Annotated in this window: 17 protein-coding genes; 6 read left to right on the top strand and 11 right to left on the bottom strand. The window is 57.7% G+C overall.

Going from position 1 to position 26,073, the window contains the following annotated elements:
* The first annotated feature begins 11 nt into the window (after nt 1–11).
* Nucleotides 12–3,734 (top strand): hypothetical protein, encoded by a 3,723-nt coding sequence (locus tag HY010_00725; GenBank protein MBI3474230.1) that lies wholly within the window; start codon nt 12–14, stop codon nt 3,732–3,734.
* A 28-nt stretch (nt 3,735–3,762) separates the two neighbouring features.
* On the opposite strand, the gene HY010_00720 is transcribed toward HY010_00725, so the two are convergent.
* The 4 genes from HY010_00720 to HY010_00705 are packed head-to-tail and all read right to left on the bottom strand — an operon-like array spanning nt 3,763 to nt 9,899.
* A complete protein-coding gene (locus HY010_00720; GenBank protein ID MBI3474229.1) occupies nt 3,763–5,118 on the bottom strand; it encodes a hypothetical protein in 1,356 nt (451 codons plus the stop codon).
* Nucleotides 5,119–5,135: 17 nt separating this feature from the next.
* Nucleotides 5,136–6,050: a hypothetical protein gene (locus HY010_00715; protein MBI3474228.1), complete on the bottom strand. Its 915-nt coding sequence runs from the start codon at nt 6,048–6,050 to the stop codon at nt 5,136–5,138.
* 10 nt (nt 6,051–6,060) lie between these two features.
* On the bottom strand, nt 6,061–8,229 hold the full coding sequence (locus HY010_00710; protein MBI3474227.1) for a cyclic nucleotide-binding domain-containing protein: 2,169 nt from the start codon (nt 8,227–8,229) through the stop codon (nt 6,061–6,063).
* Nucleotides 8,226–9,899 carry an NAD(P)H-dependent oxidoreductase subunit E gene (locus HY010_00705; protein ID MBI3474226.1) on the bottom strand — a complete coding sequence of 558 codons (1,674 nt, stop codon included), beginning with the start codon at nt 9,897–9,899 and terminating at the stop codon, nt 8,226–8,228. The genes HY010_00710 and HY010_00705 overlap by 4 nt, the downstream gene beginning before the upstream one ends.
* 203 nt (nt 9,900–10,102) lie before the next feature.
* Between HY010_00705 and HY010_00700 the strand changes: the two genes are divergently transcribed.
* Nucleotides 10,103–11,443 (top strand): hypothetical protein, encoded by a 1,341-nt coding sequence (locus tag HY010_00700; GenBank protein MBI3474225.1) that lies wholly within the window; start codon nt 10,103–10,105, stop codon nt 11,441–11,443.
* An 85-nt stretch (nt 11,444–11,528) separates the two neighbouring features.
* Nucleotides 11,529–14,153 carry a glucosidase gene (locus HY010_00695; protein MBI3474224.1) on the top strand — a complete coding sequence of 875 codons (2,625 nt, stop codon included), beginning with the start codon at nt 11,529–11,531 and terminating at the stop codon, nt 14,151–14,153.
* Between the two features lie 42 nt (nt 14,154–14,195).
* Here HY010_00695 and glk read toward each other — a convergent pair whose 3' ends face one another.
* Together glk and HY010_00685 are read right to left on the bottom strand one after the other, a co-directional pair.
* The gene (glk, locus tag HY010_00690; GenBank protein ID MBI3474223.1) at nt 14,196–15,200 is read right to left on the bottom strand and encodes a glucokinase; all 1,005 of its coding nucleotides are present in this window, start codon (nt 15,198–15,200) and stop codon (nt 14,196–14,198) included.
* Nucleotides 15,197–16,732 (bottom strand): glucose-6-phosphate dehydrogenase, encoded by a 1,536-nt coding sequence (locus tag HY010_00685; protein ID MBI3474222.1) that lies wholly within the window; start codon nt 16,730–16,732, stop codon nt 15,197–15,199. Before HY010_00685 ends, glk begins: the two co-directional genes overlap by 4 nt.
* 231 nt (nt 16,733–16,963) lie before the next feature.
* On the opposite strand from HY010_00685, the gene HY010_00680 reads away from it, so the two are divergent.
* From HY010_00680 to HY010_00670, 3 genes are all read left to right on the top strand, one after another.
* Complete coding sequence (locus HY010_00680; protein ID MBI3474221.1) at nt 16,964–18,541, top strand: TolB family protein; 1,578 nt, start codon at nt 16,964–16,966, stop codon at nt 18,539–18,541.
* Nucleotides 18,542–18,621: 80 nt separating this feature from the next.
* Nucleotides 18,622–18,915 carry a DUF3467 domain-containing protein gene (locus HY010_00675; GenBank protein MBI3474220.1) on the top strand — a complete coding sequence of 98 codons (294 nt, stop codon included), beginning with the start codon at nt 18,622–18,624 and terminating at the stop codon, nt 18,913–18,915.
* On the top strand, nt 18,915–20,534 hold the full coding sequence (locus tag HY010_00670; GenBank protein ID MBI3474219.1) for a glycosyltransferase: 1,620 nt from the start codon (nt 18,915–18,917) through the stop codon (nt 20,532–20,534). The genes HY010_00675 and HY010_00670 overlap by 1 nt, the downstream gene beginning before the upstream one ends.
* 98 nt (nt 20,535–20,632) lie before the next feature.
* Here the strand turns inward: HY010_00670 and modC are convergent, their stop codons facing one another.
* Genes modC through HY010_00645 form a run of 5 tightly spaced genes read right to left on the bottom strand, consistent with a single transcriptional unit; the run spans nt 20,633 to nt 25,940 of the window.
* The gene (gene modC / locus HY010_00665; GenBank protein ID MBI3474218.1) at nt 20,633–21,778 is read right to left on the bottom strand and encodes a molybdenum ABC transporter ATP-binding protein; all 1,146 of its coding nucleotides are present in this window, start codon (nt 21,776–21,778) and stop codon (nt 20,633–20,635) included.
* Nucleotides 21,775–22,449 carry a molybdate ABC transporter permease subunit gene (gene modB / locus HY010_00660; GenBank protein ID MBI3474217.1) on the bottom strand — a complete coding sequence of 225 codons (675 nt, stop codon included), beginning with the start codon at nt 22,447–22,449 and terminating at the stop codon, nt 21,775–21,777. The genes modC and modB overlap by 4 nt, the downstream gene beginning before the upstream one ends.
* Before the next feature lies 1 nt (nt 22,450).
* Entirely contained in the window at nt 22,451–23,215 is a 765-nt protein-coding gene (modA, locus tag HY010_00655) for a molybdate ABC transporter substrate-binding protein (GenBank protein MBI3474216.1), read from the bottom strand.
* A gap of 41 nt (nt 23,216–23,256) precedes the next feature.
* A complete protein-coding gene (locus HY010_00650) occupies nt 23,257–25,494 on the bottom strand; it encodes a xanthine dehydrogenase family protein molybdopterin-binding subunit (GenBank protein MBI3474215.1) in 2,238 nt (745 codons plus the stop codon).
* The gene (locus HY010_00645) at nt 25,491–25,940 is read right to left on the bottom strand and encodes a (2Fe-2S)-binding protein (GenBank protein ID MBI3474214.1); all 450 of its coding nucleotides are present in this window, start codon (nt 25,938–25,940) and stop codon (nt 25,491–25,493) included. Before HY010_00645 ends, HY010_00650 begins: the two co-directional genes overlap by 4 nt.
* Nucleotides 25,941–26,073: the final 133 nt, after the last annotated feature.

Below are 26,073 nucleotides of genomic sequence, written 5' to 3'. Positions count from 1 at the left end.
GTCACAATGCGTTGTTCGTGCTCGCCGCGACCGCATCGGTGTGCCTGGCGATTGCCATTCGCACCCAGAGTTCCGCCTCGGCCCAAAGCAACGACGTTCTACTCCTGCAATCGCAAGCCGACGCTGACCGCAAATCCGCCGGTTGCCTGACGTGCCACACCGCGACCGACAGCCCGACGATGCACGCAACCGGAACCGTCCGCTTGGGCTGTACCGATTGTCACGGAGGAAACAGCGAAGCCCGCATCAACGCAGGCACGCCACAAAATTCCGCCGAGTATGCGCAAGTAAAGAGTCAGGCACATCCCCAGCCCCGCGATCCCAAAGACAAGAACAAAGACGCGCATTCTTCCGCCAACCCCGAGCGCACCTACGCCGCGTGGCTGCGCGAAAACTGGGACTACGTCCGCTTCGTCAACCCCGGCGACCTGCGCGTCGCGGAAAGAACCTGCGGCACTTCCGGCTGCCACACCGCCGAAGTCCGCAAAGTTCAAACCAGCATGATGACCCACGGCGCCATGCTGTGGGGCGCGGCGCTCTACAACAACGGAGCTGTCCCGTTCAAAACTCCGCACTTCGGCGAGAGCTACGCCGCCGACGGCACGCCGCAACGCCTGATGACCTTCCCGCCACCGACTCCCGAAGAAATGAGCAAGAAGGGAATCCTGCCGTATCTCGATCCGATCCAGCGCTGGGAAATTTCTCAGCCTGGTAACGTGTTGCGGGTATTTGAGCGAGGCAGCAAAGGGAAGCCGGAGATTGGCAATCCAAGCCTGGAAGAAGATCCGGGAAAGCCGGAGATCAAGCTGAGCACGCGCGGTTTCGGAACTGAGTTGCGCACTGATCCCGTATTTCTAGGATTACAAAAAACTCGCCTGCTCGATCCGCTGCTGTCGTTTCCCGGCACCAACGATCAGCCCGGCGACTATCGCGCGAGCGGATGCAGTGCGTGCCACGTTGTCTACGCTAACGATCGTTCGCCCGAACATTCCGGCGGATACGCGGTCCACGGCAACCTGGGTCAGTCAGCCACAACCGATCCCGCGATTCCGCACAACGAGTCTGGACATCCGATCCGCCATCAATTCACGCGTTCGATTCCGTCGAGCCAATGCATTGTCTGCCACATTCATCCCGGCACGAACATGGTCTCCACCTATTTCGGATACACATGGTGGGACAACGAAATGGATGGCGAACACATGTGGCCAGCCGAGCAACGCCATCCGAGCGCGAAAGAGCAGAGCGAAGTCCAGGCGCGGAATCCAGAGCGGTCGGCAATTCGCGGTTTGTGGTCCGACACCAATTTCCTCGAAAAAACCGGCACGCCCGAATTCAACGAGAAACTGCAACACACGCAGTTCGCCGACTTCCACAGCCACGGCTGGATCTTCCGCGCCGTCTTCAAACACGACCGCAAAGGTACGCTGCTCGATTCGGAAGACAAGGCAGTTTCGTTTGATGACCCGGACAAACTGAAGAAAGCTGTCCACCTGAAAGACATCCATCTCGAAAAAGGGATGCATTGCGTTGACTGCCATTTCGAGCAGGACAGCCACGGCAACGGCAAACTCTACGGCGAGACGCGCAACGCGATTGAAATTGATTGCGTCGATTGCCACGGCACAATTCAACAAAAAGCCGCGCTAACGACCTCCGGGACAGCCGCGCCCTCCGGCGGAACCAACCTTGCGGGCCTGCGCACGCCGTGGCAGGAGCGTCGCTTCTACTGGAAAGACGACCGTCTCTTCCAGCGCTCGATGCTCGAGAAAGAAAAAGAATGGGAAGTCGTGCAGGTGCGCGACACGATCACTCCCGGCAACGAGCACTACAGCGAGAAGTCGCGCCTCGCGAAAACAATTCAGCAGGACGGACAGACCTGGGGCGACTCAGCACAAGACGAATCCAAGCTCGCCCATCAGAACAGCCGAATGACTTGTTACACCTGCCATTCCTCGTGGGCGCCCACCTGCTATGGCTGCCATCTTTCGATGACCGCCAACCAAAAGACGCCCATGCTGCACAACGAAGGCCTCACCACGCGCAACTGGACTTCTTACAACTTTCAAGTCCTTCGGGACGACATTTATACCCTGGGCATCGACGGCACCGTAACCGGCAACCGCGTGGCGCCCGTGCGCTCAGCCTGCGCAGTGCTCGTCAGTTCGCAGAACAACGACCGCGACTGGCTCTACTACCAGCAGCAGACCATCTCCGCTGAAGGCTTCAGCGGACAGGCCTTCAGCACCTTCGTTCCGCATACCGTGCGCGGGAAGGAGACGAAAGGCTGCACGGACTGCCACGTTTCGCGTGCTAACGACAATAACGCCTGGATGGCGCAACTCCTTTTGCAGGGCACGAACTTCATGAATTTCATGGGACGTTACGTGTTTGTTGCCACCGGTGACAAGGGATACGAAGCCGTGGCCGTTACCGAACATGATGAGCCTCCTGCAGTGATCGGAAGCGATTTCCAGAAGCTTGCTTATCCCGACAACTTTAAGAAGCATGTCGCCAACCACCGGACGCTGGAGGAATCGCACCCTCATCCGGGATCAGAAGTTCTCGATTTGCAGGCGCGCGGCGAGTATCTCTATGCCGCCATGGGTAAGGGCGGACTTCGCATTTTCGACATCGCGAATCTTGACAACAAAGATATTTCCGAGCGCATGGTGACGGCCCCGGTTTCGCCTCTAGGGCAGCGCTTCTACTTGCCGACCAAATATGCGATGGCCGTCGCGACTCCCACGACGCTGGGCGTGGATCCGTTGCGGTCTCATCGCAAGGAGAACGAAGAACAGTCCGTCCATCTGATGTACGGCTTCCTTTATGTTGCGGACAAGTACGAAGGTTTGGTGATCGTCGGCAATCCGGATCTCAAGAGTAAGAGTCCGGGTGTGGGCACGTTGCTCGACGGTAATCCTGCCAACAATTTCCTCAAACGTGCGCTGGCCTTTAATCCGGAAGGGAAGTTGAATGGCGCACGCCGCCTCACGATTGCGGGAACGTTCGCTTACATCCTTTGCGATCGCGGACTCGTCGTCGTGGACCTCGACAATCCGCTCCAGCCCAAAATCACCGCGGAGTTGGGCCCACCATTCCTGAACGAACCGCGAGGTATGGCTGTCCAATTCCGCTATGCATTTGTGGTCGACCGCAATGGATTGAAGGTGTTAGATGTCACGCATCTCTCACAGCCGACACCCTTGTCCAGCGCCGCAATTGCCCTGGACGATGCTCGCAATATCTATGTGGCTCGCACGTACGCTTATGTCGCGAACGGGAAGAACGGGATAGCCATTGTCGATGTCGAACATCCCGAACAGCCTCGCCTGGATCAGATGTTCAACGCCGGCGGTGAAATCGGCGACGCCAATGACGTGAAACTCGGCATGGTGAGTTCGAGTCTGTTCGCTTATGTCGCAGACGGAAAGAATGGACTGCGTGTCGTCCAACTGTTCTCGCCGCCTGACAATCCTTCGTTCGGAGGCTTCAGCCCGCGGCCCACGCCGAAGCTGATTGCGACGTATCACACGCATGGTCCGGCCTTGGCCGTGTCGAAGGGGATCGATCGTGATCGGGCAGTCGACGAAAACGGCAACCAACTCGCCGTGTTTGGACGACGCGGCGCACGGCCGTTCAATCGTCAAGAGATGGAAAAGATGTATTTGCGCGATGGCGAGGTGTTCACCGTGACGGATGACCCGCCTGCTACCTCTTCTGCCAAGCAGTAGGTCGCACGGAAACGCTTGCGCAGCGGTACTACCCTTGCGGGACCGGTGTTGCGGAGTTGCCGCGCAGTTGCTGAATCGTGAATCCGCCCTTCGTGGGTTTAGCCTTTGTCCAATCATGATACTGATGGCACTCGAAGCACCGGCCTTCTGCCGATTCCTTGGCGGGGCCCTCGGGGCGGTGGCATTGCTGGCAGGTTTGAATTCCCGGTAAGAGTACGTCAGAAGTTTCGCGGCTATCTGCTGTTCGAGTGTGGCAGGTCGTACAGGACATCATGCGGTGCGCGCGATGTCCGAATTGTGCATGCTCCAGCCATCGTGCTGTGAGGTTCGACTTGGCGATCTCCGGCAGCGGAGCATCCGCGAACTTGATCGTGTGGCACTGCTTGCAAGTCTTGGCATAAAGCAGCCACTCCGCGTCATCCACGCGGAATTGCACCCACTCGGCGGCATTGCGTGCTACGCGCGGTGTTCGGGCCCTCTCCGGGATTTCCCGCATCGGTGGAGTGACTTCATGAACTGCGCCCGGATTCGCTGCAATATAGGAACTGAATTTCTGGAGTAGAAACGAGCGTACTACCTCCGGTTTGCCGTGCGGTACTTGCTCGTTCCCGAATCGTTTGTCGAATTGCAGCGTGTGACAGGCAGCACAGTGCCTGGCGAATTCGGGGACGGTCATGTATGCCGGAGCACGCCGATGCCCGGAAACGATCTCTGCGGAGACTGGATGAACGTCCGGCGCCGCGTACGGCCAATTCCCGGATGACTCCGATCGATGGCAGTCGTCACAGGTCATCTGCACGCGCGTGTTATTCGGCCCGATCAAATTAGATTGCAAATGAAGGTAGTGGTTCAGTCGCAAGCCGCCGGGATCCAGTGCGCCAGAACGAAGGGGCGCAAATTCTGGATGCTTGCGATCAAAACTCGCAATGGATGCCACGTAGTGCGGCTGTCCTTCGCGCGTTCGAAGGTTGCTGTGGCACTGCGTGCACGCTGCGTCCGATGTTGCCAGCAGGAGCGACGAACCTTTGTGCTCCACGTGACAAGTCGAGCAGGCGGGAGTAGAAGTTTGGGCCGCCTGGTGCAGCGGGGCATCATGGCAGGCCAGGCAAGCCTGATCGGTTACCTGGGCGCTGAAGGCTCCAGCCTGAGTGAGGTGGCAGAGGGCGCATTGCTGCGTGAATACGGCATGAGCATGGGAGAGTGGGCCACTCGCATACAGTTTCTGTCCACCCTGTACGCGCTGCGTAAGGAACCACGCCATGGCGACCAACGGCACAGCCACGGACAGCCAGAATCGCCAGCGCCGGAACGGATGCGGACGCGCAAAGTACTGCATGTCGATGCGCTTCGCGAGTTTCTTGGTGGTGCGAGTCCGTCGCAGCATTGCTAAATCTCAGAATCCTAGAACTTCAAAGCCACAACCGCATGCACCGCTCCCAACAGCAACAGCGCGTAGGAGAGCGGAATATGAACTAGCAACCAGCAGTGCAAAATTCGGTGCAAGCGGCCTTGCTTGTCGAGTTGCCGCTTCTCCTCGCAGATGTTTTCCAGGTCATCCAGATTCGAATGCAGTTCGGGTGGGAGCAATACACGAAACTGCTGAAACATCTTCTTTGCTTTCGCGTCTTGCGCGAGACTCGTCGCATAACCGGAACGTTCGAGGTAGGGAAGCAATTCGTCATTCAGAAACGAGCGCAGTTGGGTACTGACTTGCTGGTTGGCCTGCAGTCCCGACGCTACCGTAAGGCCGCCCTGCGTCCCGGCACTGGCCGACATGGCGCGCTGCCGATCACTGGCACGGGACACTTCACCTTCCAGTGCAGAGCACGTTTCTTCCACAAGTTGCCCTGCTTCTTCCGCCAACTGTCCCCGTACCCGGTCGATCTGTTCGTAGATGGTCTCCATGGGAAGTTGCGTGGTCTGGAACCTGGGCATGTAGTGTTGCAATGCGGCGCCCAGAATTCCGCTGATCCAAACGAAAACAAACAGCCACATCAGAACCCTGGTCAGCATGCCGCCGAAATGAAACCCGCCGTGGAAAAGAATGAGCGGGAAACTCAGCAGGCCAAGCCACAAATGGCCTCGCATCCACGATTGCGCCCGGCCTACGCGCCAAACTGGAAACTTCTTGCGCAAGCCAAGCATGCCTACGAACAGCATGAACAGGAAGCCAACGATTCCGTAGGTTAATCCAATCGCGCTCCCTCCACGCGGACCTTGCGGCGCGCGCAGGCTATACGGAACGTATACCGCGGTCGCGGCGGCAAGTCCGATTGCGCTGCCGATCAACCATTTGCGGTGTGTGTGATCGATCAACACTGTGGATTCAACTCCTGGCCTTGCTGGGCGCGGCCGGCGCCAGCAATCCCGCAAAGAACTCGGGTGGATTCACGCGGTGCGCGGCGTCGTGTGGACACGCGTATACGCAGCTTGGCTCGGCGTGATCGTGGCACAAGTCGCACGACGTCGCTTTCACCCGCACACCGGCAATCTTGTTTCCCGGATGATCCGGATCATCCAACTCCGCTGGAAATGGATGCAGATTGATATTTCCGTACGGGCAATTGGTGGCGCATAGGCCGCAGCCAATACACCAGTCTTCGATGATTACCTCGAGAGTGTTGCGGCGTCGGATGGAACCGACGGGGCATCCCACCATGCAGAGTGGATCACGACACTGGCGGCATGATGTCGCCACTAGGTATTTGTCAAAACGCAAACCCTCGCGGACCAACCGGCTGACGCCCTGATGAGCGTCTGCGCAGGCGCGCACGCATTGATCACAGCGCGTGCATTTTTCCAGATCAAGGACGAGCAGGCTCTGCGCTTCCATGAGTCCCTGGGCGAGAAATTGATCGACGGGAACGTTCTGCGCCTGCACTGTGTGGCGCAGGTTTTCTTCGATGCGTTCGTGGGCGATAACTTCCAGTTTCTGTCTGACTTCGGGGAAGCGGTCGAGCATCAGGCGGAAATCCTCGCCGGAAATGCGCACCACCTCGACATGGTCGAGAGCCGTGCAGGTAGCCGAGCGTGGACTGCCGCTCAGAAGCGCGATCTCGCCGAAGTAGCCGCCGCGCGCAAGATACGCCAGCACAAGTTCCCCGCCCGGACGATGCTCGGACACTTTTACGAAACCGATCCTGACCAGATAGAAACTGTCTGCGGGATCACCCTGGCGGCAAATGATTTGTCCAGGATTGAATCGCATGAGTTCCACGCGATCGCGCAGGTGATCGATAAAGTCCTGCGTCAGAGAGGCAAAGACAGGCACGCTGCGCAGATGGGAGTCGAGTGCGCGGGAGCGGTAGTTGCGTTCGAGTTGTGCGCGGAAAGTCTTATTGCGCTGCAGGATGTCGAGCACGTTGCGCAACATTTCGAGCATCACGCAATCGGTTTGGGCGCGTACCGTCGCCGAGCGCGGGTAGTAGCTCATGCACGTCATCTCGCCGAACATGTCGCCAGGGTTCAGTTCGGCGATCGGACTGTCATACGGCAAGTCGACCGAAGCATCGATGGGGATAAACGGGCGATCCGACTCTTCGCTGCGGCGGTCGCCCTCGCGAGGCGCGAGCAGGCTTTGCAGTTTGCTGAAGAAGCCTTTGCTGCTGCCTTCGGTTTTAACGTGTGCGATCGGGCTGGCGAGGAAAACTTCCGCCTTGCCTTCCAGGATATAAAAGGCGGTCGATCCGAATTCGCCTTCGCGGCAGACAATCTCTCCTGCCTTGTAGTGCCGCTTTACCACGGCTTTCTGGTTTAACTCCAGGAACGTTCCAGAGACATTCTGGAAAATTGGCAGGTGCAACAACTCGGCTGGGTCGAGTACTTCTCCTTCTCCGAGTTGGGTTCCGACCACGCGCTTGTTCGTCAGAGCGCCGGTGGGGCAAGAAACCATACATTCGCCGCACGAGACACAGGAGGAAGCGCTCATGGGCAAGTTGTTGTCGAAGGCAATTCCGGCCTGATATCCCTTGCCGCGACGTGCCAGAACCCAGTTACTGCGGATATCGTCGCAGCCGCGAACACAGCGGTCGCACAGGATGCAGGCCTCGTGATCGACCGCGATGACTGCCGAAGAATCATCTTTGCCGCGCGGCGTGCTGCGATGCGGATAGCGTGGCTCCTTGATTCCGGCGGCTCCAGCGAGGCGTTCCAGTTCGCAGTCTCCGGATTGTTGCTGGCGGGCGCAAGGCGCAGGATGATCCGACATCAGGAGTTCCACCAGCGTATTGCGCGCGGCTCGTACCGGATCCGTCGACGTCTTCACCGTCATGCCCGCTTCAACCTGGCGGATACACGATGCGGCATAGACTCGCTGGCCGACATCCACCACGCACACGCGGCAAACGCCTACTGGATTTTCGTTCTGCTGGTGGCACAGCGTCGGGATAGGAATTCCGTTGAGGCGTGCGGCGTCGAAGATGGTAGTTCCCGCCGGGACGGTGATCGCCTGACCATCAATCGTAAGTTGAATTTCGGCCGCGGGCTTCGAACTCATGCAGTCCCTCGCGCCGGGAAGCACACTCCGGCAGGGCATCGGCGATTGGTGATGTGATCGTCGATAACTTCGCGAAAATGTTTCAACACCGACTGAATGGGCACGGGAACAACCTGCCCCAATCCGCAGATAGAGGTCAGTTTGAGGGCGTGGGTGAGTTCGTCGAGCAACGGCAGATCGCCGCTTGCGGCTCGGCCTTCGGTCCATCCCGTCAGCATTTCAACGAGCTTTTGCGAACCCACGCGACAGGGGACGCATTTGCCGCACGATTCGTTGCGATAGAAACGCACGGCGTTGAGCGCCATGTCGAGCATGCAACGCCCTTCAGCACACACCACGATTGCGCCCGACCCTACCATCGACCCGGCGGCTGCCACTGCGTTCCAGTCGAGAGGAAGATCGACCATCGACGCGGGCAAGTATCCCGAGGACGGCCCCGACGGCGCGTAGGCGAGCAGATTGCGTCCACCGAGGATCCCGCCGGCGTATTCGTGAATGAGCTGAGAATACTTAGTCCCCATCGGAACTTCGAAGATTCCCGGACGGTTCACATCCCCGCTGATGCCAACGAACTTCATTCCGGCCGCGCCGTTCACTCCTTGCGCCTTGAACCAGTCCGCGCCATGCGCGAGGATCACGGTCGCGAATGTAAACGTCTCAACATTGTTGATGGCGGTCGGCTGATTCCATAAGCCGTTCGTGCCTGGGAAGGGCGGCTTGTTGCGCGGTTCGGCGCGTTTCCCTTCGATGGCTTCGAGCAGGGCACTCTCTTCGCCGCAGATGTAGCCGCCGGGGCTGACAAAGATTTCGAGATCGAACGCGTGTGCGCTACCTAGGATGCTTTGCCCGAGCAGCCCTTCGCCATAACAACGATTGATCTCTTCCTGCAGAATGTCTTTTGGACGCTCGTACTCGTGCCGGATGTAAAGAATCCCACGGCGCGCGCCGGTAACCAGTCCGGCCATGATCATGCCTTCGATCACGAGATACGGAACGTTCTCCATGATGAAGCGGTCTTTGATCGTGCCGGGTTCGCTTTCATCGGCGTTGCAGACGATGTATTTCTCTTTGCCAGTGGCATTGCGAACGATTTCCCACTTGCTACCCGTCGGGAAGCCGGCGCCGCCCATGCCGCGCAGGCCAGCGGCTTTGAGAGTGGCAATCACACCCGCCCAGTCCGGATTTTCGACGAACTGCTTGACCAGGGAATATTTGGGATCGCCGTTGTAGGGATCGGACGCCACCGGCACGGAACGGTGGACGTGCGGTTCGACCGGCAGTTCGCGGCCAGAGAGAGCGTCGCGCACCAGTGTCAGGGCACGTGTTTCATCGAGATTGCAGTAGATCTGATCGTTGATGGAAAGCGCCGGCGCCTGATCGCACCGGCCCAGACAGGACACGTTTCGCACCGCGACTGTCTCTGTTCCGACCGACCGGAACGCCTGCTCCAAGCCGCGTTTCAGTTCGGAAGCGCCGCGCAGATGGCACGACATATCCGCGCACACGCGTACTTCCGCTTGCGCGGGCGGCGTGAGGTGAAAGTGGGGATAGAAACTCGCGACCGCATGAATCTGGCTGAGCGGAACGTGAATCCTGGCGGCGAGTTCCTGCAATCGATCAGCAGGCAAATAGCCGAACTGATGCTGAATGGACCTGAGTTCGTCGATCACGCGCCAGGGTCCCCTTGGTTCTGCATAGAGATAGTGACAAGGTTGCTAGAAATTTTAGCGTTAAGCGCTCACGCTGGGGATTGGCGAACTAGGGGCGTTGGGCTTACGAGAGACGCTGGACGTCAGTTCGGCGACGAACCACGGCGTCAATTGATTTCGAGCAGCAGAGTGGGTATAAGCAGACCATTGCTATAAAAATTCGCATGCGCAACCAGAGACAAGCGGCGTGGCGATCTGCGGCATGGTTAGCGTTTGCCGTTGCGGTGTCAGCATCCGCACAAAACTCCGTCGTGGGCAAATACAACGGCCCGGGTGGATGCGCCTCCAGCAGTTGTCATGGCAGCATTTTGCCGAAGCAGATCACTCACGTTGCGCAGAACGAATACAGCATCTGGGCTGGGCAGGACAAGCATGCGCGCGCCTATCAGGTGCTGTCCAACGATGTTTCCGTTCGCATCGGAAAAATCCTCAACTTAAAGACGGCTCCCGACAAGAATCCCAAGTGCCTGGCGTGTCATGCTCTCTCCGTTGCTGCAGACATGCGCGCACAAAGTTTCGACATCAGCGACGGCGTGAGCTGTGAGCATTGCCATGGTCCGGCTGCCGGTTGGCTTGGACCCCATACTGTGAAAGAGTGGGAGGCGCGCACTGGCGACCAGAAAGCACAACTGGGGATGCGCGATCTCCGCGATATCGCGATACGCAGCCACACTTGTCTGCACTGCCACGTGGGCACTGAGGAGCAATCCGTCGATCACCAGATGATCGCCGCGGGACATCCCGACTTGACCTTCGAACTGAATCTGTTTAGTGCGGTGATGCCGCGACATTGGAAGGACTCTGGCGACACTCCATGGCTAGGAACCAAAGAATGGGCAGTGGGGCAAGGCATGCAGTTGCGTGACAGCCTGCAGCGCCTCGCGCGGCGCGCCCGCAGTTCTACGTGGCCGGAATATTCCGAACTGGATTGCTTTGCCTGCCATCACAGCCTGACGGCTCCGAAAGATAGCTGGCGCCAGGATGTTGGATATGCCGGCCGAACGCCGGGCGTACCGGCATGGAACTCATCTCGTTTCGTGGTCTTCCGCTATGCTGCGGCGGAAACGGACGCGGCCACTGCCGCCAAGCTCGAATCCGAACTTGCTACGCTGCGCGGATTGATGGGACAGCTCAGCGGCGATCGCGAACAGATTGCGACGTCGGCTGATCGGGCAGCAGAAGTTGCACACTCTCTGGCGGGCTCACTAAACGCTCGCGGATACGACCAGGCATTCACTTTAAGCATCATGCGCAAGATTGCTGGCGATGCGAGCGCCATCTCGCAGCAGGGTCAGCGCGCGGCCGGACAAGCCGCGATGTCGCTGGACTCGCTGTTCACAGTTTATAAACAGAACACGAAGAATCCTGATGAAGCAGAAATAAAAGCTGCCATCAGCGGCCTGTTCCAGCAACTCGACGATCCGTCCGCCTACAACGCTCCTCGATTCGCCGCGCAGATGCAGAAGGTGAGCGCGCTTTTATCCACGGAAAAGGGAAGCCGCTAGTCTCATGCCTGACCAACCGAGTTCGAAACCCGGCACTCCTCCCTTAAGCGCGGAACATCAACGCCTGGCCGAACCCTCGCAGGGAATGGTTGCGCCCTGGCGCAAATGGGGACCGTACGTCTGTGAGCGTTCATGGGGAAGTGTGCGTGAAGATTACAGTGCCGACGGTTGTGCGTGGGAATTTCTGACGCATGATATGGCGCGCAGCAAGGCCTATCGCTGGGGCGAAGATGGGATCGCCGGAATTTGTGATCGTTACCAGCTTCTCGTTTTTGCGCTCGCACTTTGGAACGGGCGCGATCCAATCCTGAAAGAGCGCATGTTTGGCCTCTCCGGCAACGAGGGTAATCACGGCGAGGACGTCAAAGAATACTGGTTCTACCTCGACAACACTCCCACGCACAGCTACATGCGGATGCTCTACAAATATCCGCAGCGCGAATTTCCCTACGCACAATTGCTGGAAGAAAATCGCCGACGCTGGGGACAAGTTGGAGCGGCCGAATACGAACTGCTCGACACCGGAATCTTTGACGACAACCGCTATTTCGACGTCTTCGTGGAATACGCGAAGGCGGGACCAGAAGATATTTGTGTCCGGATCGAGGTCTTCAATCGCGGCCCCGAAGCCGCGGACCTGCACCTCCTGCCGCACCTCTGGTTCCGCAACACGTGGGCCTGGACCGATCCTGCAGGGACCGAACCGCTGATCGGACTTGATCGCTCGTCTGGCCATATCACGTTCAAGGCGAACGATTTTCAGAAGACGGCTCTGCATAATCTTCAGTTCCCATATTCCCTGGGTGAACGCTACCTCTACGCCCCTGCTGGCGGAACGCCGCTGTTCACGGACAACGAAAGCAACGCCGAGCGGATTTATCCCGGAGCGAGTAATCGCAAGCCGTACGTAAAAGACGCATTTCATCGTCACGTTGTGAATGGGGAAAAGTCGGTGAATCCGGCGCAGTCTGGGACGAAGGCGTGTGTTCACTACAACTATTCCGTGCCTGCGGGATCGTCGGTGGTACTCCGGTTGCGATTGACGCCGGAGAAGCTTGATCGACCACTTGATGATGTGGACAAGATTGTCGCGCAGCGAAAGCTGGAAGCGGACCAGTTCTACGCCGCGGTGCATCCTCCTAAAGCCACCGCAGAGGAGAAAGAGATTCAGCGCCAGGCGCTGGCAGGAATGTTGTGGAGCAAACAGATTTACTTGTGGGACGTCAATCTGTGGCTGGAGGGCGACAATCCCAAAATGCCGCCGCCGGAATCGCGCAAGCGAATGCGCAACGTGCATTGGCGGCACGTGAACTCGATGCGCATCCTTTCGATGCCTGACAAGTGGGAGTTCCCGTGGTTCGCGGCGTGGGACCTGGCATTTCAGTGCATCAGCCTGGCGCTCGTCGATCCGGATTTCGCCAAGGAAAATTTGTGGGTGCTGTTGTTTGAGCAATTCCAACATCCCAACGGGCAAATTCCCGCCTACGAATGGGAATTCTCGGATCTGAATCCACCGATGCACGCGTGGGCCGCTTGGCGTGTCTACCAGACGGAAAAATTGCGTACTGGCAAAGGTGACACGGAATTTCTGGAGAAGTGTCTCCACAAGCTACTCATGAACTTTGCCTGGTGGGTCAATCGCGTCGACAGCCAGGGCAATAACGTTTTCGAAGGCGGCTTTCTCGGTCTGGACAACATTGCAGTCGTCGATCGCGGCGAGAAATTCCCCGGCGGCGCAATTCTGGAACAGGCCGATGCAACCGGCTGGATGGGCTTCTTCTGCTTGTACCTGATGCGCATCGCGCTCGAGTTGGCCAAGCAGAATAAGGTCTACGAAGGGGTCGCGACCAAATTCTTCGAGCACTTCATCTACATCGGCGCTGCGATGAAGAAGATGGGTGGCCGCCAGTATCAGCTGTGGGACGAAAAAGAGGGATTCTTCTATGATGTCCTGCGCTATCCGAACGGAGAATTCCATAAATTCCGACTGCGTTCCCTGGTGGGATTGATCCCGCTCTACGGAATTGAAGTGCTTGATCGCGAGGAACTCAAAGCCTATCCGAGTTTCCTGCGAGATGTGGAATGGTTCATTCAAAATCGTCCCGACCTCGTTGGCGATGCCTGTTACGCGGTCGACGACGGCGGCAAACGCTACGTGCTCTCAATCGCGGATCCGAACCAATTCAAACGCTTACTGGAGCGCATCTGGGATCCCGGAGAGTTTCTGTCGCCCTATGGGATACGCAGTTTGTCGAAATATCACAGGGATCATCCCTTCAAATTTGGCGACCGCGTACTCGGCTACGAAGCGGGTGAAGCGGAAGTGAAACTCAAGGGAGGGAACTCGAACTGGCGCGGTCCGGTGTGGTTCCCGACATCGTATTTGTTGATCCACTCGTTCCTGCGCTTCAGTGACGCGTTGGGGCCGCAATTTTCCCTGACGATCCCGGGCGGCGATGGGAAACCCGTAACGCCCTCCGCCATCGCAGAGGAAACAGCCAATCGTATGATTTCAATTTTTAAGCGTGATCGCGATGGCAAACGCCCTTGTTTCGGCACGTACGCGAAATTCCAGGAAGATCCACATTGGAAAGATTGCCTGCTCTTCAATGAGTACTACCACGGCGACAGCGGCCTCGGCTTGGGAGCCAGCCATCAGACCGGATGGACGGGGCTAGTAGCGAATCTCATCGACGAGTGGCGCCGCTGAGTCGTCCACGCCCTTCGAGCAGTCGCCCCTCAAATGTTCTGACTACGTGCTCTTCTTGCTTTTGAACGCCTTCTCGATCAGCGTGTAGCGTGCCGCTCCGATGAGTCCCGAATCGTCGTTCAGCACAATCGTCACTGGGATTTCTTTCATGAGCGGCGCCATCCGGCCTTTGTCGAGAAACGACTTCATGAACACTGGGTCTTTCATTCGAGGCACGTTCTTTGCGGCCACGCTGCCGCCGATGAAGATGCCGCCCGTTGACATGAAGTTCAGTGCGACGTTCCCCGTCTCAGCCCCGTAGATGCTCGCGAATAGCGACATGGCCTGATCGCAGATGGGCGCCTTGCCTTCCGCCGCCAGTTGGGAGATCAGCGCGGGTGGATCGGCAGCAGCGGCCATCTGGTCCTTCAACCAACCGGGTTCCTCGGCCGTGCGAGTGTCGCGGAGAAAGTCGTAGATGTTCTTGATGCCAGGCCCGGAGAGAATCCGTTCACAACTGATGCGCCCGTATTTCTTCTGGAGGTACATCAATAGCGTCATTTCCAGTTCGGTTCTCGGTGCAAAGTCGGAGTGCCCTCCTTCGCAGCCGAACGGATGATGCCGAAAACCGTCCCAGTAAAGGCCCGCGACTCCCAGTCCAGTGCGGGCGGAGATCACAGCGCGATTGCCTTCCGCATCCTCGGAACCTTCATTCAGGGTGACAAAATCTTTGGAGTCGAGCCCGTCGATGCCATATGCAAAGGCTTCAAGGTCGTTGATCATTCCCACCGATTCGAGTTTGAGTTGTTTGGCGAGATCGCGCGAATCGATGAGCCATGTCAGATTGGATATCTTGCTGCGGCCGCGACGCACAGGGCCAGCGACGCCGAAACAAGCGCGGTGCACGGCGATGCCTTCGCTCTTGATGAACTCCGCGATGATCTCGGCCAGTCCGGCATGTTCCTGGCTCAGGTAATGTTTTTCTACGATCAGTTTCAGCCGGCTGGCTTCGGTTTCGAAGGCGGCTAAACGGGTACGCGTTGCGCCAATTTCTCCAGCGAGAATCATGGCTCTATTTTCCTCCATCGGCGCTCGTCGCGCTCCAACAGTTCGTCGGCATCTTTTGGGCCCCAGGAACCGGCGGCGTAATTAGGAAATTTGCGGGGCGGAAGGGCGGTCCACACATCGAGCACGGGATCGACCACGCTCCATCCTGCCTCCACCATGTCGGCTCGTTGAAACAAGGTTGCGTCGCCGATCATGCAGTCATAGAGAAGTACTTCGTAGCCAGTGTGGGCGTCCGCTCCAAAATATTTCGAATATTCGAAACTCATGTCTACCGAGCCAACTTTAAGAATTGCGCCCGGAATCTTCGCGCCGAAGCTCAGCGAAATTCCTTCGACCGGCTGAATGCGGATCACAAGTGTATTGGTATGCAATTTGTGAAACGCGGAACTGTGGAACAAGTCAAAAGGAGTGCTCTTGAACTGGATGGCAATCTCGGTATGCCGCTGCGCCATGCGTTTGGCAGTTCGGAGGTAGAAGGGAACTCCCGCCCAGCGCCAGTTGTCGACCGTTAGCTTCATCGCAACGTAGGTCTCGGTTCTCGAATCCGGAGAAACACCTGTCTCTGTCCGGTAGCCCGGAACTTTTTCGCCGTTTACGATGCCCTCGCCGTACTGCCCGCGCACCGTGCGATTCAAGACGTCCTCGGAATCCAGCGGTTGAATCGCGTGCAGAACTTTCGCCTGCTCATTACGTACGGCGTCCGCCTGGAATGAGGCCGGGGATTCCATCGCGGTCAAACTGAGCAGTTGCATCAGGTGATTCGGAACCATGTCCCGCAACGTTCCAGCGGTGTCGAAGTATCCGCCGCGCTGTTCTACGCCTACCGTTTCGGCATTCGTAATCTGCACATGATCGATGTAGCGCCGGTTCCAGATCGGTTCGAAGATAGCGTTGTCGAACCGGAACACCATGATGTTCTGAACCGTTTCTTTGCCCAGGTAGTGATCGATACGGTAAATCTGATTTTCGTTCAGTACGCTTTTGATCTCGCGGTTAAGAGCCTTTGCGGACGCAAGATCATGGCCGAAAGGCTTTTCAATGATCACTCGGCGCCATTTCCCGCCTTCTTGCTTGGCTAGACCAGCTACTCCCAGATGCTGCACGATCGGTCCAAAGAATTTCGGCGACGTCGCCAGATAGAACATGTAATTGGCGGCGGTCTGGCGGTCCTGGTCTATACCGGCCAGGCGAGCTGCCAGCGCCGTGTACATGTTGGGATCGGAGAACTCTCCACGCTGGTAGAAGAGCCGCTCCGTGAACCACTGCCAGTGTTCCGTGCCGCGATCTTCAGCGGGAAGAAATCCAGTGACTTGGGTGCGAAATTGTTCAAGAGTCAGGTCGTCGACGGAAACACCCAGGACTGCGAAATCCTTGGGTAGCAGCTTGGCTTTGACGAGGTTGAACAATGCCGGAACCAGTTTGCGCTTGGTCAGGTCGCCAGCAGCGCCGAAAAGCACCATTACACAAGCGCCGGCAGCCTGACCGCCCTGGTCCGATTCGTTTTCCAGATTCCCTGTTTCCGCAGTTGCCATGGGATACATTCTTGCTCAGTTTCTTGAAGTGTACAGCAGACCCCGTGGGCAGCATTGTAGGGGAACTCCATACAGATTCGTAACCGGGAAATTGTGTGTGCGTTGGCGAAAGGGGATCGGATCACCGGCGACGCTGCATAATCGGAGTTTCCAAATCCGCAAAGTTCATCCCAAGTGGTAAAGTGCTGTGGAATCGCAATGTTTGAGAATGTTCAGAACCGGAAATCTTCTATGAACCCTTTGTCGAAGCTTCGTTGTTACCTGTTCGCACTTTTGGCTTTGTTCCTATTGGTGTATTCGATTCCCGCCGACGCGCAGCCAAGTTCAGCATCCATCGGCCTATTCGAGGCGCAGGGTGACGTCGGCGCCAATCCGTGGGCTGGTTCCGCTGTCTACGACGCCGCGAAGGGCGAATATCGGGTTACGGGCGGCGGCGCCAACATGTGGGCGTCGCTGGACGCATTTCATTTCTTGTGGAAGCGCATGTCCGGAAACTTCGCGCTCACGGCCGATGTCCAGTTTGTGGGTAAAGGCGTCGAGGATCATCGCAAAGCCGTGCTGGTCGTGCGCCAGAGCCTCGATCCAAATGCTGCCTACGCCGATGTCGCATTGCACGGGGATGGCTTAACCGCACTCCAGTTTCGGCCAATTCCCGGTGCCGAGACCTCCGAAGTGCGATCGAGTGTGACAGCTCCCGTTCGAATTCGACTGGAGCGGCGAGGAGCGCAGTTCTTGATGTCCGCAGGTAGGCCGGGAGAACAATTGGTCCCGGCAATTCCCGCAACCGTCGGCATGGAAGGCGCGGTCTATGTCGGGATCGGCGTCTGCTCGCACGATGCGAAAGTGCTTGAGACGGCTGTGTTCTCCAACGTAAGCATCCAGGAACTGCCCGCGACCGAGGCACACGCGAATCCAGAAAACGTGCGCAGCAGGATTTCGATTTACGACCTGACGAGCAAGAGCGTGCAAGTCGTGTATAGCGCCGACACATTGTGGGAGGCGCCGAACTGGTCGCCGGATGGAAAATACCTCATCGCAAACTCGGGTGGAGTGATCTACCGCTTCCCGTTGGATGCGACCGGACAGCCGCAGCCGGAGAAACTCGCACTGGATAAGGGCTATGAATGTAATAACGACAAGGCGCTTTCACCGGATGGTAAGCGGTTGGCATTCTCCGCGTCGCACGAACCCGCCGATGGCTCGCAGGTGTATGTAGCCAACGCCGATGGCAGCAGTCCGCAAGTCGTGACCGCAAATATTCCAAGCTATTTTCACGGATGGTCGCCAGATGGCCGCTGGCTGGCGTTTGTTGGCGAGCGGAACGGCAATTTTGACATCTACCGCATTTCATCTCGAGGCGGCCAAGAGGAGAGGCTGACTACGAGCCCCGGTTTTGATGACGGTCCCGATTACTCGCCCGACGGAAAATGGATCTACATCAACACCGATCGGTCGGGGGGATGGGACATTTGGCGGTTTCCATCAGAGGGCGCCGGCGCCAATGATAATCAGGCACAGCGCGTGACCGGCGATGCTGGCGAGGACTGGTTCCCGCATCCCTCTCCGGACAGCAAGTGGCTCGCGTTTCTAACATTCCCGGCCGGCACCAAAGGGCATGATTTTAAAACAGCAGTCCAGTTGCGGATGATCCCCCTGCCCGCGAGCGATGCGCCTGCGCAGATTCCTCAGGACGAAGACGGGATTCCTGTTCTCACGCAGTTGTTCGGAGGGCAGGGCTCGATCAACGTCAACTCGTGGTCGCCGGACTCAAAGAAGTTCGCGTTCGTGAGCTACGAGCTATTGCCGTAGAGACGGGGCTTGCCCCGTCTCCACCGAAATTGCGATCGCTCATCTTTGCCTGCTGAACTGCCAGACGATACACTTCTGTCATGAATACGCAGCCACAACCGAACGTAAAATTCTCCAACACCGCGGACTATCGCGAAGCCTATGCCAACAGTGTGCAGATCCGGGTCAATGTGTGGGATTTCTTTCTTGTCTTTGGAACCATGCAGCAGAGTTCGGAAACGCAAGTGGAACTGCGCAATTTTCAGGGAGTGTATCTTAGTCCGCAACAAGCGAAAGCGTTGATGGCGCTCCTGCAACAGAATGTCGCCAACTATGAAGCTGCCTTCGGGCCGATTCAGCTTGATCCGCGTGCGCCTGGCGGTCCAGTACACTAATGAAGGCAATTCCTTCCGGCGGAGCGCGTTCACGACCCGCATCGCCCCCGTGGACGCAGCACCTGCTTCTCTTCGCATTGTTCTTCGCCGTGCTCATGCTGCTGCATGCGCCGTTGCTGCGGTTGCCGTATTTTTGGGATGAAGCGGGATACTACATCCCCGCAGCCCGCGATCTGCTTCTCACAGGCACGCTGATCCCACACTCGACACCTTCCAATGCTCATCCGCCTCTGGTGATGGCCTGGTTGGCGCTCGCGTGGAAAGTGGCCGGATATTCTTCGCTGGTTACGCGATCGGCGATGCTGGCCGTAGCCGCGTTCACGCTGCTTGGACTGTTTCGGTTGTCGCGCCTGGTCACGAATCTCTCCGTGGCATCAGCGACAGTGCTTCTGACCGCGCTGTATCCAGTATTCTTTACGCAGAGTTCGCTCGCGCATGTTGATCTGGCCGCGGCAGGGCTCACATTCTGGGGACTGCTGGCCTATCTCGAAGATCGTCCGTGGAGCACAGCGCTCTGGTTTTCACTGGCAGTGCTCGCCAAGGAAACGGCGATTGTGGCTCCCATGGCTTTGTTTGGATGGGAACTTCTCGCCCTCGTTATGCGCTCGCGTCGACCGGATTTCTTTCCATCTGTTGCACGCCGTTCGCGTGCGTACACCTTGCTGGCGCCAGTGCTGTTGCTGATTTGCTGGTACACGTATCACTACGCGAAGACTGGGTTCCTATTCGGCAATCCTGAATTCCTTCGCTACAACGTGACGGCGACCCTCAATCCGCTCCGAATCCCATTGGCCCTGGGCTTGCGCATCTGGGAAGTATTCGGATATTTCAGCTTGTACTTGTTGACCGCTGGCGCTGTGCTGGCAATGCGCCGCGGCGCACAGGTTACGGCGGGAGTCCCACGCGCGAGGATCGCCCTCTGGATTCAGTTGATTTTTCTGGTGGTACTCCTCGCATATCTCGCATTCATGTCTGTTGTGGGAGGAGCCGTACTCGCTCGCTACATGTTGCCGGTCGTGCCCCTGGTGATCTTAGTGCTCGTCTCTACGATCTGGCGGCGCGTTCGCTACTGGCGATTGGTAGTGGGTCTGGTTGCGATCGCCTTTGTCGCGGGACTGTTCACCAATCCACCCTATGGATTCGCCATCGAAGACAACCTTGCCTATCGCGACTACGTGGTGATGCACGCCGAGGCCGAACGATTGCTCGCCTTGCGGTATCCGAAAGCTCGCGTATTGACGGCGTGGCCGGCGTCGGATGAACTCTCGCGGCCATGGTTGGGCTATGTCTCGCCGCCGTTGCCAGTCGTACGGATAGAAGACTTCACTCCCGGACAAATCTCGATTGCCGCAGCGGCTAGCAATCAGTTCGACGTCGCTCTCGTATTCTCGACCAAGTATCAGCCAAGTCGTCCTTTGCTGGAAGACTGGCTACCCTGGCAGAATCTCAAAGAGAAATTCTTCGGCTACCACCGGGATTTGCCGCCAGAAGATATTGCTGCGCAGCTAGGCGGGAAGGTTGTCTTTCAGAAGAATAGCGATGGGCAGTGGGTTGCGGTGATCGCGTTGGAGAGGGAACAGGACGCAGCCTTGCAGAAACTGACCAAGCAAAGCCGCTGAGTTAACGATCCGGTGTTGCCTTTGGGTGGCGCAGCGGTTCACCGCTGCGGTTAGGCGATTCAACTCGATACGGCTTTAGCCGCTGAGGGATCCGTTGGTCAGCGAGCACCAGCCATCAAGTGACACGAGTGCGTCTTTACTACGACCCATACGCTCTTTCCCGGTGCCAACTGCAACGAGTCTCTCGCTGCCAATGTGAGGTGGACTTCAAAGTCAGTGCCGCTGCACTCCACAACCGTCGAGATGATGACATCCCTCCGCTCGATGTTTCGGATCGTCCCGGCAATGACATTGCGGGCACTCAATCCGCGCGGTTGTTCGGTGGCGAGCAGCAGGTCGCCGGCGCGGATTCCAACCCGCAACTGCGTTCCAATGTCCGCGCGAACCAGCGGTGTTTCCAACTCTACCGTCCCCGCGCTCAGGCAGCACGTCATCGTGCCTCGTTCTTCGTGGAGCGATGTCACGCGAGCGTCGAATATATTTTCGAACCCCAGTAGTTGGGCAACCGTCTCCAGTCGCGGCACACTCATGACTTCGTGCGGCAGGCCTTGTGCGACGATTCGTCCCGCAGAAAGTGCGATGACGTGCTCGCCGAGCGCGAACACCTCCTCATGGCTATGTGTGACATAGAGAATGGGAACTTGGTGCGATTGGTTCCACAGCCTCAGGTCGTCGAGAATCCGCGTCTTCGTTGGACGATCAAGAGCAGCGAGCGGCTCGTCGAGCAACAACGCGCGCGGCTGCGTAACCAGAGTGCGAGCCAGCGCCACCCGTTGGCGCTCGCCGCCGGAAATTTGTGAAGGCCGCCGTTCGCCGAGGTGCTCAATGTGAAATGCCCGAAGCATTTCGCGACTTCGATTCTGCTGTTCGGAGGCTCCAAGCGCATGCAATCCGAATGCAACGTTTTCCTGAGCGGTTAGGTGCGGGAACAGAGCCAAGTCCTGAATAACGTAGCCAATCGCTCGTTTCCAGGCAGGCACATCTCGCTTCGAATCCGAATCAAACAAGATTTCGCCGCCAACAGAGATCCGTCCATGATCCGGACGCGCCAAGCCGGAAATGGAATCGAGGACGGTAGTTTTTCCGGCGCCGGACGCGCCAAACAGAATGGTGAATCCGGGCGCTGCTCGAAAATGAAGATCCAGGTCGAACGCGGACTCAGCATTCGAGAAGGCTTTGCGGATGCGGACTTCCAGATCCGATGCTCCGCCACCGCTATTTGGGAGTGTGCCGTCAGCTGTCATTTCGACGGACCTATAGTCCAAACGCGGCGGTTGACGCCATACACGACGGACAGCACAACAAAAGAAATGATCAGCAGCAGCAATGCCGTTTGATACGCGGCAGAATAATTGCCTGCTTGCACTTGATCGTAGATATCGATCGAGATTGTTCGAGTCACTCCAGGAATATTGCCGCCGATCATCAATACCACACCGAATTCGCCGAGCGTGTGCGCGAAGCTGAGCACGAAGCCTGTGACCAGTCCGGCCTTGGAAAGGGGAAGCACGACACGTCGAAACGTGCGGATCGGCGATTGCCCCAGCGATGCCGAGGCCTGCAGCAATTTCAGATCAACTCCCGAAAAAGATGCCGCGAATGGCTGCACGGCAAACGGCAGGCTATAGAGCACGCTGCCGATGATCAATCCTTCAAACGTAAACGCGAGCGGATGCCCAGTCCACGACTCCCAATACCGCCCTATCGGACTGCGCGACCCTAGAGCCATGAGTACGTAAAGGCCCAATACCGTGGGAGGTAAGACAATCGGCAGGGCAATCAGAGCTTCGATCAGGAACTTTCCGCGCCAGCGTGAATACGTCAGCCAGTAGGCGATCGGAACGCCAATCGCCAGCAACAATGCGGAGACAATGGCGGCGAGGCGAACCGTAAGCCAGAACGCCTCCCAATTCACGTTAGTGCTTCTCCTCGGGCAGGCTGAAGCCGTATTTCTTCAGGAGGGAAGAGCCATCAGGTCCGCGCACAAAATCCAGGAACTTGCGAGCCGCGGCCTGCTGTTTCGACTTGGAAAGCACGACTGCAGCCTGGTTCAGCGTGGGATAGGCATTGAGTGGCACGGTCCAGTAGTGGCCGTTGTCTTTCAGATTCGGGGATAGAGCGTGCGACAACGCCAGCATGCCGGCCTGTGCGTTGCCCGATTCCACAAACTGCGCGGTTTGCGAAATGCTCTCGCCCAACACGAGCTTGGACGAAATCTGATCGTAGACACCAAGGTTCTTCAATGCGGACTCTGCGGCGCGTCCGTAGGGAGCGTGGGCAGGGTTCGCGATGGCGATCTTCTTTACAGCAGGATCGAGCAGCGACTTAATTTCCAGCTTTTGCACGTCGACGGGAACATCGTTCGGTACCCACAGAACCAGTCGTCCAACTGCGTAACGATAGAGCGAGTCCTTTTCGGCGAGGCCTCCTTCGATGAGTTGCGTCGGATAACTCTCGTCGGCCGAAAAGAAAACGTCAAAAGGCGCGCCGTTCTGAATCTGTGTCGTAAGGTTGCCGGAAGAACCGAACGACAATTTGACCACTTGCCCCGATTGTTTGGCGTAGGCAGCCGCGATTTCGGGGAGCGCCGTGGAGAGGTCGGCAGCGGCGGCGACAGTGATCTCTTGCGCAGACGCGCACAACGACAGCAAGAGGGCAATCAATGGAATTCGCTGGAACACGCGTGCTTCCTTTCGATCGTTCTTGATCAAAGCCGGTTGCTCTACACCAGTTTCGTCTTCGACACCGGCAATTCGCGCACGCGTTTTCCCGTCGCCGCAAAGATCGCGTTACACAATGCTGGCGCAACTGGCGGAACCCCAGGTTCCCCAACGCCTGCCGGCGGCGCATCACTCGCGACAATCGTGACGTCGATCTTGCGAGGAGAGTGGTTCATGCGTGCCAGCTGATAGTCGTTGAAATTGCCCTGATTGATCACTCCATTGGTGGCTGTTATTTCACTATAGAGCGCGAGACTCGTTCCAAATACCGCTGCGCCTTCGAATTGATTGCGGATATTGTCGGGGCTGACGATGGTTCCCGCATCTACCGCAGTCCAGACTCCGGGAATATGTACTTGACCCTTGGCATCCACCTCGACTTCAACCACCGTGGCAACGTAAGTCAAAAAGCTGCGGTGGACGGCGACGCCCATGCCGCGCCCTTTGCCCATGGGGCGCTTGCCCCAACCTGATTTTTCAGCGGCAATCTCGAGCACGCGGCGCATGCGTCCAGTATCGAGCGGATAAGCCTTAGCTTCTTCCGCGTCGTCGCCCTTGGCGCCCAGGTCAATGATTCGCGCCGGCCCAATCAGGTCCAGCAGATATTGCACCGAATCTTTACCTGCGGATTTTGCCAGTTCGTCGGCAAAGCAATGGACTGCGAATGCGTGATAAATATTCGCGACACTGCGCAGCCATCCGATGCGAACGTGATAGTCGGCTGGCCCGTTTTCTGCGCGATGATTGGGGATGTCGAAGGGCACGTTGTTCCACCCCAGACCCATTTCGTCGTCGCCATAGGTGGCGCCCGCTTCGAAAGTCGAATTGATCGGAGGAAACACACTGCGCTGGAGCCACGCTGTCGGCTTGCCGTCCGACCCGATCGCCGCTTTCATGTACATGGCTGCAACCGAGTGAAAAAAGCCAAAGCGAATATCGTCTTCGCGAGTCCAGACAACTTTGACGGGCTTGCCAAGTTGCTTCGAGAGAACGGCCGCTTCCGCGACCTGGTCTGGTTTTGACTTGCGTCCAAAACCGCCGCCCAGCAGCGTGACATGGCAGGTTACATCTTCCTTCTTGATGCCGAGCGCCGAGGCCACTGTGTCCTGCACCGCCTGAGGATTCTGCGTCGGCGCCCACGCCAAAACCTTGCCATCACGATACTCAGCCACTGCGACGGGCGGTTCCATCGAAGCATGCGCCAGATGGGGTGCGTAGTATTCGGCTTCGATGATCTTTCCACCCTTTGCGAACACCGCGTCCACGTCGCCGATGTTGCGAGCAACTTTGCAAGGCTTCTTGGATGTTGCTTCGAGCGACTTGCGATAGGCCGCTGAGTTGTAGGACGAATGCGGGCTGCTGCCCCATTCGATTTTCAGGCTCTTGCGTCCCTGGAACGCCGCCCACGTGCTGTCGGCGATTACGGCGACGCCACCCAGAGGCAGAAACTTGTGCGGTGGCTGGACGGTTTCGAGAGTCAGTGTTTGCTTGACTCCCGGGACTTTCAGAGCCGCCTTGTCGTCATAGGATTTGATCTTCTGGCCGAGTACTGGCGGATGCTCGATCGACGCGAAGACCATGCCCGGCATGGTTGCGTCCATGCCGAAGGTCGCTTTCCCGGTGACGATATCGGAAAGGTCGAACAGCGCATTCGTTTCCTTGCCGATGTATCGCCATTCCGAGCGCGGCTTGAGCTGCAAGTCGTCGACTTTTGGAACTGGCAACTTGGCGGCGGCGCCAGCCAGTTCACCGTATCCGAGTTTGCGACCGCTAGCACGATGCACGACGAAGTGAGGTTCTGTGGTGCAGTCTTTGGCCGAAACATTCCATTGCGCGGCGGCGGCGCTGATCAGCATCGCTCTTCCCGCGGCTCCGACCTGTCGCATCTGATCAAAAAAGCTGCGGACGGAATGAGATCCATCCGTGTCCTGATCACCGTATTTTGGGTCGCCGACCGCCTGGTCAATCTTCACCTTGGACCAATCCGCATCGAGCTCATCAGCAACGACCAAAGGCAGTGCAGTGCGGCTGCCGCATCCCATCTCGGATCGGCCCGCGACGATCGTCACCGCGCCGTCCGGAGAAATTGTCACCCACAGACTCGGGTCGAACGCCGGAGCAGCTTCGCCCTCAGCGGCCCAAAGCGGTTGAGGAATATAGCGCGCGCTGAGCACAAATGCTCCGCCGACCAGCGCTCCCTGGATAAATCCGCGACGGGAAACATTCTCGATACGCTTCATACCGTCTCCTTCGCAGCCTGATGAATGGCCGCCCGGATGCGCGAATACGTTCCACAGCGGCACAGGTTGCCGGACATCACCGTGTCGATATCCTGGTCAGTCGGATTCTTGTTGTCCTTCAGTAATGCGATCGCTTGCATGATCTGTCCCGTCTGGCAGTAGCCGCACTGGGGGACGCGAATCTCCATCCACGCCTTCTGCACGGGATGCATGGGCGCGATGCCTTCGATGGTAGTGATCTCCGCGCCGCTCACTTCCTTCATCGCCGTCGTGCAGGACCGAATGGCCTCGCCATTCTGATGCACCGTGCACGCTCCGCACAGGGACATCCCGCACCCAAATTTCGTGCCTGTGAGTCCGGCAACGTCGCGCAGATACCACAGCAGCGGCATGTCCGGATCGCCGTCAAACGTCTTTTCTTGCCCATTCACCTTCAGGCGGATCATTTTTCCTCCAGCAAGACAGATGAGTACAGAATTCGCATCCATATCCTAGTCGCAGAGCGGGAAATGTGGAAGAGGGTCCAGTCGTGTTCACCGCAGAGACACAAACCAAACTGGATTTTCTCTGTGGCCCTGT

The sequence above is a fragment of the Acidobacteriota bacterium genome (assembly GCA_016196065.1).
Lineage (GTDB): Bacteria > Acidobacteriota > Terriglobia > Terriglobales > Acidobacteriaceae > Acidiflorens.
The sequence above is the reverse complement of the archived record's forward strand: the minus strand, read 5'-3'. Positions and strand labels throughout refer to the sequence as shown.